The following is a 9728-nucleotide window of genomic DNA, read 5'->3' as shown; positions in this document are numbered from 1 at the left end:
GCGCCGCCGGTGCGGCAGCCTGCTCGTCGTCACGCGCCCGCATGGCTTGTTCCAGCGCCGCCAGCGCGGCGCGGATCTTCTGGGCGTCGCCGCCCGCCGTCGCTTCTTCCACCGCGCGCGATGCCTCGAGCACGGCGCGGTCGCGCCCCGTCATCGAGGCGGCGGCCTTCTCGCGATCGGCCGTCTTGCGGTTGAAGGCCTCGTCGATCGGCTTGCGGAATGCGTCCCACAGCTTCTGCTCGAACTTGCGGTCCAGCGGCACGCCTTGCGCTTCCTGCTGCCAGCGCTGCTGCAGGAACTTGACGGCGTCGATGCGCAGCATGGGCGCCTCGCCCAGTACCCTGGCCTCTTCGATCATGGCCTGGCGGCGCTCGATGCTCTCCTTTTGCAGCTGCTCCAGCGGCGCGCTGGCCAGGGCCATCGCTTCCTTCCACTGCGGCTGCAGCTCGGCGAAGGCTTTCTCGCTCAGGTGGCCGGCTTCGCGCCAGCGGTCCGAGAACTGGTGCAGGATGCGGTTGAAGCCCTTCCAGTCGCCGTCGCGGGCGGTCTGGTTCTCGGCGGCCCAGTCCTTGACTTCCTGGATCAACGCCAGGCGGGTGGCGCGGTGCTCGGCGGCTTCGCCCTTGACCTTGTCCAGCCACTCCTGCACCACCTTGTAGGCTTCGTTGCAGGCTTCGTCGAAGCGCTTCCACAGCGCGTGGTTGGGCGGCCCGCCCTGGTCGACCTGTTTCCACTGGTCGCGCAGGCTGCGCAGCGATTCCTGCATCTTGCGGCCGCCGTAACGGGGCCTGCGAACGCGGGGGCCGGTCGGCACGGGCGGCAGTTCGGCGACGGCGGGTGCCGGTGCCGACTTGGGTTCCGGTTCCGGTTCCGGTTCCGCTTCGGCTTCGGCTTCGGCTTCGGCTTCGGCTTCGGCTTCGGCTTCGGCTTTGGGTTCGGGTTCGGCAGCTGCGGCTGCGGCAGCTGGCTCGTCCTGCCGCGCGGCAGTTGCTGGCGCTGCAGCTTCGGGCTCGGCGGCCTCGCCTGCAGCGGCCTCGGGCGCCGCAGTCTGTGCTTGGGCATCGGTTTCCGGCAGCGATGCCGGTGCGTCGGCAATGTCGGCGGCCTCGGCAGCCACGACGGCGTCCGCGCCTTCCAGCGCCTGCGACGCGTCAGCCGCAGCGCCACGACGCCGGCGTGCGCCGGGCGGCTTGGGCTCGCCGACCGTCTCGAACAGCGCTTCCGCCTTGGCGACCAGCTCCATCCGCAGCTGGTCGGCACGCCAGCGTTGCCAGCCTTCCATCTCGCCGGCCGCCGTCAGGGCCGCATGGGCCCGGGCTTCCAGCTTGTCGTCGATCAGCTTGCTGTGTTCCTTCAGCGCATTGCGCAACGCGGCGGCGACGCCGGCGCTGGTCTTGCCGTGGCCCTGGGCAATTTCCTGCTCCAGCTTCTCGAGCGTGTCGGTGACGGCCTGGCTGGCCTTGGCCCGCAGTTCCGGGTCGACCGGCGCTTTGGGCGCCCGGGGCGCCTTGGCCGGGGCGGCTTCGGCCGGCTGGCCGCGGGCCTGGCGCAGCTCGTCGGCCCACACCGGGACCGGAGGCAGCGGGGCGGCCGGGTCTTCGGCGGCCACCGTCGCCTGCGTCAGTGCACTCTGGAACGACTCCCACACCACCTGCAGCTGGCCGCGCGAAGCTTCAAGCAGCGGCGGGAACTTCGGGTCTACGCTGCCCCAGTTGGCATCGGCAAGCAGGCTCTGGGCCTGCTCCTGCCACTGCGGCACGTCGGTGCGCAGCGCCTCGACGACGGCCTGGGCATCGCGCCACGACTTGGTCGACAGCACTTCGATGCGCTGGGCCAGCAGCACCGCCGCCTCGCGCTGCACCTGCACGCGGGTCTGCAGGTCTTCGATGCCCCTGACGCGCTCGGCCAGCTCGGACTTGACGCCGGCCAGCGGCTCGCGGCTCAGGGGCGCGCCGGCCTTGGCGGCGTCGCGCTGCCAGGCCATCGCGTCGGCCACGTTCAGGCGCGGCTGCGACAGCAGCACGCGCGCCTTGTCGGCCCACTCGGCGGCGATGATCTCCTGGCCCTTGGCCCGCTTGATCTCGTCGAGCTTCTCGCGCAGCGGCCGGGCGGCGCCCTTGTCGCGGGCGCTCAGCTCGCGAAAGACTTCCTGCATCTGCTCGGTGGTGGGCTGCGTGGCCAGCCACTCGCGCACACGGGCGGTGCGCTCCCCGGAGGTGGGCGCGGAGAAGGCGCCCCCGGTCAGGGCATCGAGCGACTGGGTGTCTTGGGTTTTGAGAGAGCTCACTGGCGGGGAATTCGTGCGTTGGAATGGAAAACCCCCGAGGCGGGGGCAAGGCGGTATTGTCGCCGCGATTGCGTCGGGCCGGTAACGGGCGCCGCGCAGCACATTCGGCAGGCATCAAAAAGAAAGCCCGGCACGGTGGCCAGAGGCCACGTGCCGGGCTGGGCGAGCGACCCGATGTCGTCTCGCCTGGGTTCGCAACACGGAGTTTCATGTCCACGTCGCGCCGGAAGCAAATGATTGCTTCCATGGGGGGGCCGGGCTGCCACAAGCGTGGCCCCACCGGCTGATTGCCCGATCACTCGGGCTCTCGCAAGGTAGCTGACAAGCGCGCGCATTGCAAATTGGCTTTTCAATGGCGCGGGCCGGCGCGATTGAACTGATTTCGTTGATTCGGGTCGCGTTGATTCGCGGCCTGCGCAGGAACGTGCCCGACGAACGGCAGCAGGTTGCCCACCGAAGTGCCCACTCGCCTGTCAAGGATGGCTGACACACGCCCGCGGTCGATTCCCACGCGTTGACGAGCGCCTCTTCCCATCTAATTGTTCGGTCTATATTCATCTTATAGTATAAAGAATGGATAAAACATCCTTGACCCGGCATTAAACGCACTCCTAGAATCCGCCCGTCCCGGCCAAAGAGTCAGGGAATACCAGAACCCGCTGCCGAACCCGGCTAAGTCGGGACCGTGCCGGGCTCCTCCCGCGGGAGGGCCTCCGGTCTCGATGGCGTACCAATCCAAACGAGGATCCGTCGTCGCATGCTGCACAGCAGCTGAACACGCCGGCTCCGCGCGTAGAAAGGAAGTGCTATGACAGCGTCAGGAAAGCTGGCCAAGGGCGTTCAGACATTCGTCTCGGACATTGCCCAGGGCTTCTTCGAAATCACGCACAACGGCTTTGCCATCGTCGGCCTGGCCACGGTCTTTGCCGCCCTCACCCTGCTGGCCCGTCCGGACCTGCGGCAGGTGGGCGAGTCGCAGCTCATGACGTGGCTGCACGCCCGGCAGGCCCAGGCCCTCGGGCTGGTGCCGGAGCTGGACGCGATCGACCGCGCCACCGCGCTCAACCCCAAGGACCTGCCCAAGCAGCAGGCGGCGGTGGCGTACTGGCTGAGCAAGAAGTACCGCGTCGCGCCCGAGCCGCTGAGCGCGCTGGTGGCCGAGGCTTATGAAATTGGCGCCAAGACCAAGCTCGACCCGACCCTGATCCTGGCCATCATGGCCGTCGAATCGAGCTTCAACCCGTTCGCCCAGAGCCCGGTGGGGGCGCAGGGTCTGATGCAGGTCATGACCGGCATCCACAGCGACAAGTACGAGAACTTCGGTGGCAAGCTGGCGGCGTTCGATCCGGTGACCAACCTGCGGGTCGGCGTCAAGGTGCTGCAGGAGTGCATTCAGCGGGCCGGCTCGGTCGAGGCCGGGCTGAAGTTCTACGTCGGCGCCGCCTTGCTGGCGGAAGACGGCGGCTATGCCGACAAGGTGCTGGCCGAGCACGCCCGGCTGCGCGAGGTGGCCTCCGGCCGCATCGTGCCGCTGATGACGCCGCCGGCGCCGCCGACGCTGCGCACGCTGGCCCCGGCCGGCAACCAGGCAGCGCCCATGCCGATCCCGGTGCCGGCGCCGGAACAGGACAACCCGGCCGCCGCGCCGGTCACTTCCTGACCCTGCGCTAAACTAGCGCAGCACGCGACTGGCGATAGGCCCTCCCCGCCAGGGAGGGCTGACGTGGAACCATCGCGGGGGCCAGCCCCCGCCCAACCACTGGGAAGCGTGCCGCGGTCCCCTGGCGGGCCCGTGATCCAGCCGTTCGCCTGGGCAGCCCTGTATTGATCAGGGACCTTTCGTCCAAAGAACTGCCGCGCATGTACCAACGCAACATCCTCATCGAACAGACCGATCCGCAGCTGTGGGCCGCGATCCTGGCCGAGAACCGGCGCCAGGAAGAGCACATCGAGCTGATCGCCAGCGAGAACTACGCCTCGCCGGCCGTCATGGCGGCCCAGGGCACCCAGCTGACCAACAAGTACGCCGAGGGCTATCCCGGCAAGCGTTATTACGGCGGCTGCGAGAACGTCGACGTGGCCGAAACGCTGGCGCTCGAGCGCATCAAGCAGCTGTTCGGCGCCGAGGCCGCCAACGTGCAGGCCCACTCCGGCGCCCAGGCCAACGAAGCCGTGTTCCTGGCCTTTCTCAAGCCCGGCGACACCATCATGGGCATGAGCCTGGCCGAAGGCGGCCACCTGACCCACGGCATGGCGCTGAACATGAGCGGCAAGTGGTTCAACGTGGTGAGCTACGGCCTGAACCAGGACGAGGCGATCGACTACGACGCCATGGAGCGCAAGGCCCACGAGAGCAAGCCCAAGCTGATCATCGCCGGTGCCTCGGCCTATTCCCTGCGGATCGACTTCGAGCGCTTCGCCAAGGTGGCCAAGGACGTGGGCGCGATCTTCATGGTCGACATGGCCCACTACGCCGGCCTGATCGCCGCCGGCGTCTACCCGAATCCGGTGCCGCACGCCGACGTGGTGACCTCCACCACCCACAAGAGCCTGCGCGGCCCGCGCGGCGGCTTCATCCTGATGAAGCCGCAGCACGAGAAGGCGATCAACAGCGCCATCTTCCCCGGCCTGCAGGGCGGACCGCTGATGCACGTGATCGCGGCCAAGGCGGTGGCCTTCAAGGAAGCGCTGCAGCCCGAGTTCAAGGCCTACCAGCAACAGGTGGTGCGCAACGCCCAGGTGGTCGCCGAGACGCTGGTGGAACGCGGCCTGCGCATCGTCAGCGGCCGCACCGAAAGCCACCTGATGCTGGTCGACCTGCGCTCCAAGGGCATCACCGGCAAGGAAGCCGAGGCGGTGCTGGGCGAGGCCCACATGACCATCAACAAGAACGCGATTCCGAACGACCCGGAAAAGCCGATGGTCACCAGCGGCGTGCGCATCGGCACTCCGGCCCTGACCACCCGCGGCTTCAAGGAAGAAGAAGCCCGGCTGACGGCCAACCTGGTGGCCGACGTGCTGGACCGGCCGCGCGACGCCGGCAACATCGCGGCGGTGCGCGAGAAGGTCAATGCCCTGACCAGTCGCTTCCCGGTCTACAAGTAAAGGCACCCCCGTGAAGTGCCCGTTCTGCAGCCATGCCGACACGCAAGTGGTCGAGACGCGGATGGCGGAGGACGGGGACTTCATCCGCCGCCGCCGCCAGTGCGCCCACTGCGCCAAGCGGTTCACCACCTACGAGCGGCCCGACGTCACCTTCCCGGTGGTGGTCAAGAAGGACGGCCGGCGCATCGACTACGAGCGCGCCAAGCTGCAAGGCTCGATGAACCTGGCGCTGCGCAAGCGCCCGGTGAGCACCGAGCAGATCGACGGCGCGATCGAGCGCATCGAGGAAAAGCTGCTGAACCTGGGCGTGCGCGAAATTCCCAGTTCGCGCATCGGCGAGCTCGTCATGCGCGAGCTCAAGAAGCTCGACAAGGTGGCCTACGTGCGCTTTGCCAGCGTCTATCGCAGCTTCGAGGACGTCGACGAGTTCAAGACCGTGGTCGACGAGATCCGGCGTTAGTGCTAGAGGCACTCGGCCAGCCGCACCTTCTGCACGCGCGGGCGGCCGCCGGCGTTGATGATGATCTGGCGGCCTTCCACCTGGTCCACCGAGATCCGGCAGACCGTGAAGGTGCCGGCCTGGAACGCCCCCGACGTCATGCGGGCGCCGCCGAACGGGCCAAAGGACACGTAGCGGGCCATCGGCGTGTTGGCGCTGAGGCGAAAGCCCTGGGGCACCGGCAGCAGCCGCTCCAGCACCGGCTCGGCCGGCTCCCGGGTGCCGCTGTTGTTGGCATCCTGGAACAGGATCCAGCCTTGCTCCCAGCCACCCGCTTTGGCGCACGTGTCCCCGCCCGACGACTTGCACAGCACCACCCGGGCGTTGCGCTTGATCGCTTCGCTGCGCGCCAGGTGCAGCTGCTGCAGCACGTCGTTGGAGACGTTGGCGAGCCGCTGGGACTCGATCATGTCGGCCGCGCTGGGCACGCCCACGCCGACCAGCACGCCGAGCACGGCCAGCGAAATCACCACTTCGATCAGGTTGAAGCCACGCTCGTGGCGAGGGGCGCGTTGCTGCATGCCACACGGTAGGCGCGTGGCGCCGCCGCCGGCGGTGGACAAGTGGCCGGTGGTGCGTGACAACTTCACCGAGAATGCGGCGGTGAACAGCAAGCCCCACCCCATGGACCAGGCACTCGCGCTGGCGCGCCAGGCCATCGGCGTTTCCGATCCGAACCCGCGCGTTGGCTGCGTGCTGGTGTCCGCCGACGGCACCCGCGTGCTGGGGGCCGGCTTCACCCAGCCGGCCGGCCAGGCGCACGCCGAGGTGATGGCGCTGCGCGACGCCGCTGCCCTGGGCCACGACGTGCGCGGTGCCACCGCCTACGTCACGCTGGAGCCTTGCTCGCACCACGGTCGCACCGGCCCGTGCTGCGATGCGCTGGCCGCCGCCGGCATTGCCCGCGTGGTCGCTGCGCTGGCCGACCCGAACCCGCTGGTGGCGGGCCAGGGCTTGGCCCGGCTGCGCGCCGCCGGCATCACGGTGGAGACCGGGCCGGGCGCGGACGAATCCACGGCGCTGAACATCGGCTTTTTCAGCCGCATGGCCCGCGGCCAGCCCTGGGTGCGGATGAAGATCGCCGCCTCGCTGGACGGCCAGACGGCGCTGGAGAACGGGCGCAGCCAGTGGATCACCAGCGCGGCGGCCCGCGCCGACGGCCATGCCTGGCGCGCCCGCGCCGGTGCGGTGCTGACCGGCATCGGCACCGTGCTGGAGGACGACCCTCGGCTGGACGTGCGGCTGGCGCCGGTGGCGCGGCAGCCGCTGCTGGTGGTGGTCGACAGCCGCTTGCAGACGCCGCCAGCCGCCGCCCTGTTCCTGCCCGGCCGGCCCGTGCTGGTTTACGCGGCGCAGTCGCCGCCGCAGGCGCAGGCGGCGCTGGAGGCGCGCGGCGCAACAGTGGTGCTGCTGCCCGGCCCCGGCGGCAAGGTGGACTTGCCCGCGCTGCTGGCCGATCTCGGCCAGCGCGGCATCAACGAGCTGCACGTCGAGGCCGGCAACAAGCTGAACGGCTCGCTAGTGCGGGAGGGACTGGTCGACGAATTCCTGCTGTACTTCGCGCCGAAGCTGCTGGGCGCCGGCCGCGGCATGGTGCAGATCGGCCCGCTGGCGCAGCTGGCCGACGGCGTGGCGCTGGAGTTCGGCCAGGTGCAGCGCGTGGGGCCCGATCTGCGGGTGCTGGCGCGGGTGGCGGGGCACGATTGGCTTTCGGCGAAAATACCCTGATGTTCACCGGCATCATCACGGGCGTCGGCCGCATCGCGGCCATCGACGACCTCGGCTCCTCAACGCAGCACGGCAAGCGGCTTTCGATCGAAGCGCCCGCGGGTTACCTCGACGACGTCGGCCTGGGCGACAGCATCGCGCTGAACGGCGCCTGCATGACCGTCACCGCGCTCGACCCCGGCGCCTCGCGCTTTTCCATCGACATCTCCGCCGAGTCACTGGCCAGGACCGCCGGCCTGGCGCAGGCCGGCCCCATCAACCTGGAAAAGGCCCTGCGGCCGCAGGACCGCCTGGGCGGCCACCTGGTCTCCGGCCATGTCGACGGCGTCGGCACGGTGCTGCGGCTGGAGCCGGTCGGCGAAAGCTGGGAGCTGCGCATCCTGGCCCCGCAAGGGCTGGCCAAGTACCTGGCGTACAAGGGCTCGGTCACCGTCAACGGCGTCAGCCTGACGGTCAACAGCGTGGCCGACGGCGCCGACGGCGCCACCCTGAGCCTCAACCTGATCCCGCACACAGTGCAGAACACCGCGCTGCACACGCTGCGCGCGGGCAGCAGCGTCAACCTCGAGATCGACCTGATCGCCCGCTACGTCGAGCGCATGCTGGGCGCCGCGCCGGCGGCGGCCAGCGGACACTGAGGTCTTTTCGGCTAGGCCAATCGCCTGCCCTGAAGCGTTCCGGCGGGGCCGCGATCTGGTCTGATAGCGGTTGACGCGCCCGCGCCCTCGCGGGATCACCGGCAGGCCGCTCCTGTCGCGCCCGGCCGCTGCCTGGCGACACCCTTGCCTCCATGCCCGCCACATTGAACCGACGCATCCTCGTCGTCGACGACATGCCGTCGATGCACCAGGACTTTCACAAGACGCTGACCGCCCACTGCGCGCCCGAGCAGCTGGACCAGTTCGAAAACGAGCTGTTCGGCGAGGCCGCCGCGCCAGTGGACGAAGGCTTCGAACTCGACTCGGCCTACCAGGGCCGCGAAGGCCTGCGGATGGTGGAGGCCGCGCTGGCGGCCGGCCGCCCTTATGCGCTGGCCTTCGTCGACATGCGGATGCCGCCCGGCTGGGACGGCGTGGAGACCATCGAGCGCCTCTGGCGGGTGGACCCGCAGCTGCAGGTGGTGATCTGCACCGCCTATTCCGACCATCCGTGGGAAGAGGTGCTGCAGCGGCTGGACGTGCGGGACCGGTTGCTGATCGTGCGCAAGCCGTTCGACATGATCGAGGTCGCGCAGCTGGCCCGCACGCTCACCGCCAAGTGGACGCTGGCCCGGAGCAACGGGCAGCAGCTGCAGCACCTGGAGGTGATGGTGCGCAACCGCACCCGGGAGCTGCAGGCGGCCAAGGAGGCGGCGGAAGGGGCGAACCGGGCCAAGGACGAATTCCTGACCAACATGAGCCACGAAATCCGCACGCCGATGAACGCCATTCTGGGCCTGTCGGACCTGCTGCTGCAGACCCGGCTGGACGACCAGCAGCACGCGTACCTGGGGAAGGTGCATGCGGCCGGCGAGCACCTGATGGGGATCCTCAACGACATCCTGGACTTCGCCCGGGTGGACTCGGGCGCGCTGGAGCTGGAGACCACCGTCTTCACCCTGGCTTGCGTGCTCGAGCGCATCGAAGGCACCTTGTCGGCCAAGGCGCGGGCCAAGGGCCTGGCGCTGCGCGTGACCGTGGATGGCGACGTGCCGGCGCAGCTGGTGGGCGATGCCTTGCGGCTGGCGCAGGTGCTGATGAACTTCACCGGCAACGCGATCAAGTTCACCACGCAAGGCCGCATCGGCATCCATGCCGCCGTGCAGTCGCGCGACGCCGACCACGTGGTGCTGCGGCTGGCCGTCAGCGACAGCGGCATCGGCATCAGCCCCGAGCAGCAGCGGCTGCTGTTCCAGCGCTTCCAGCAGGCCGATGCGTCGACCACGCGCAAGTTCGGCGGCACCGGCCTGGGCCTGGCGATCTCGCGCAAGCTCGCTGCCCTGATGGGCGGCGAGGTCGGCGTGGACAGCGTCGCCGGCCAGGGCAGCACCTTCTGGGTCACCGCACGGCTGGGCGTACCGCCGGCCGCCGCGGCAACCGCGGGTGATGCGGGTGATGCGGGTGATGCGGG

At 69.5% G+C, this 9728-nt stretch carries 8 protein-coding genes and 1 riboswitch; of the genes, 6 read left to right on the top strand and 2 right to left on the bottom strand.

The features are described 5' to 3' along the window. A partial coding sequence (locus tag JWP65_RS12390) for a DUF349 domain-containing protein (protein ID WP_299764127.1) occupies window positions 1-2287 on the bottom strand: 2287 nt, incomplete at its 3' end. Between the two features lie 808 nt (window positions 2288-3095). Here JWP65_RS12390 and JWP65_RS12385 point away from each other — a divergent pair. The 3 genes from JWP65_RS12385 (at window position 3096) to nrdR (ending at window position 5852) form a co-directional block, all read left to right on the top strand. Continuing rightward, complete coding sequence (locus JWP65_RS12385) at window positions 3096-3947, top strand: lytic transglycosylase domain-containing protein (RefSeq protein WP_299764125.1); 852 nt, start codon at window positions 3096-3098, stop codon at window positions 3945-3947. 14 nt (window positions 3948-3961) lie between these two features. Next, window positions 3962-4109: riboswitch (ZMP/ZTP riboswitch) on the top strand. Between the two features lie 38 nt (window positions 4110-4147). Next, window positions 4148-5392, top strand: a complete 1245-nt coding sequence (glyA, locus tag JWP65_RS12380; RefSeq protein WP_299764123.1) for a serine hydroxymethyltransferase — start codon at window positions 4148-4150, stop codon at window positions 5390-5392. 10 nt (window positions 5393-5402) lie between these two features. After that, window positions 5403-5852 carry a transcriptional regulator NrdR gene (gene nrdR, locus JWP65_RS12375; RefSeq protein ID WP_299764121.1) on the top strand — a complete coding sequence of 150 codons (450 nt, stop codon included), beginning with the start codon at window positions 5403-5405 and terminating at the stop codon, window positions 5850-5852. Between the two features lie 2 nt (window positions 5853-5854). Here the strand turns inward: nrdR and JWP65_RS12370 are convergent, their stop codons facing one another. Further along, window positions 5855-6412, bottom strand: coding sequence for a GspH/FimT family pseudopilin (locus tag JWP65_RS12370; protein WP_299764119.1), 558 nt, complete (start codon window positions 6410-6412; stop codon window positions 5855-5857). Between the two features lie 103 nt (window positions 6413-6515). Between JWP65_RS12370 and ribD the strand changes: the two genes are divergently transcribed. The 3 genes from ribD to JWP65_RS12355 all read left to right on the top strand — a co-directional run. After that, entirely contained in the window at window positions 6516-7619 is a 1104-nt protein-coding gene (gene ribD, locus JWP65_RS12365; RefSeq protein ID WP_299764129.1) for a bifunctional diaminohydroxyphosphoribosylaminopyrimidine deaminase/5-amino-6-(5-phosphoribosylamino)uracil reductase RibD, read from the top strand. Then, a complete protein-coding gene (locus JWP65_RS12360; RefSeq protein ID WP_299764113.1) occupies window positions 7619-8257 on the top strand; it encodes a riboflavin synthase in 639 nt (212 codons plus the stop codon). Before ribD ends, JWP65_RS12360 begins: the two co-directional genes overlap by 1 nt. Before the next feature lie 152 nt (window positions 8258-8409). After that, window positions 8410-9728, top strand: a 1319-nt coding sequence (locus tag JWP65_RS12355; protein WP_299764111.1) for an ATP-binding protein, incomplete at its 3' end; no start/stop codon positions are given.

The sequence above is a fragment of the Ramlibacter sp. genome, from assembly GCF_028292805.1.
Classification (GTDB): domain Bacteria; phylum Pseudomonadota; class Gammaproteobacteria; order Burkholderiales; family Burkholderiaceae_C; genus Ramlibacter.
Note: the sequence above shows the minus strand (reverse complement) of the source record. Positions and strands in the feature narration are given on the sequence as shown.

Coding starts and splice junctions, on each gene's coding strand:
- JWP65_RS12385 (WP_299764125.1), top strand. CDS start 3,096: ATGACAGCGTCAGGAAAGCTGGCCAAGGGCGTTCAGACATTCGTCTCG.
- JWP65_RS12370 (WP_299764119.1), bottom strand. CDS start 6,412: ATGCAGCAACGCGCCCCTCGCCACGAGCGTGGCTTCAACCTGATCGAA.
- ribD (WP_299764129.1), top strand. CDS start 6,516: ATGGACCAGGCACTCGCGCTGGCGCGCCAGGCCATCGGCGTTTCCGAT.
- JWP65_RS12360 (WP_299764113.1), top strand. CDS start 7,619: ATGTTCACCGGCATCATCACGGGCGTCGGCCGCATCGCGGCCATCGAC.
- glyA (WP_299764123.1), top strand. CDS start 4,148: ATGTACCAACGCAACATCCTCATCGAACAGACCGATCCGCAGCTGTGG.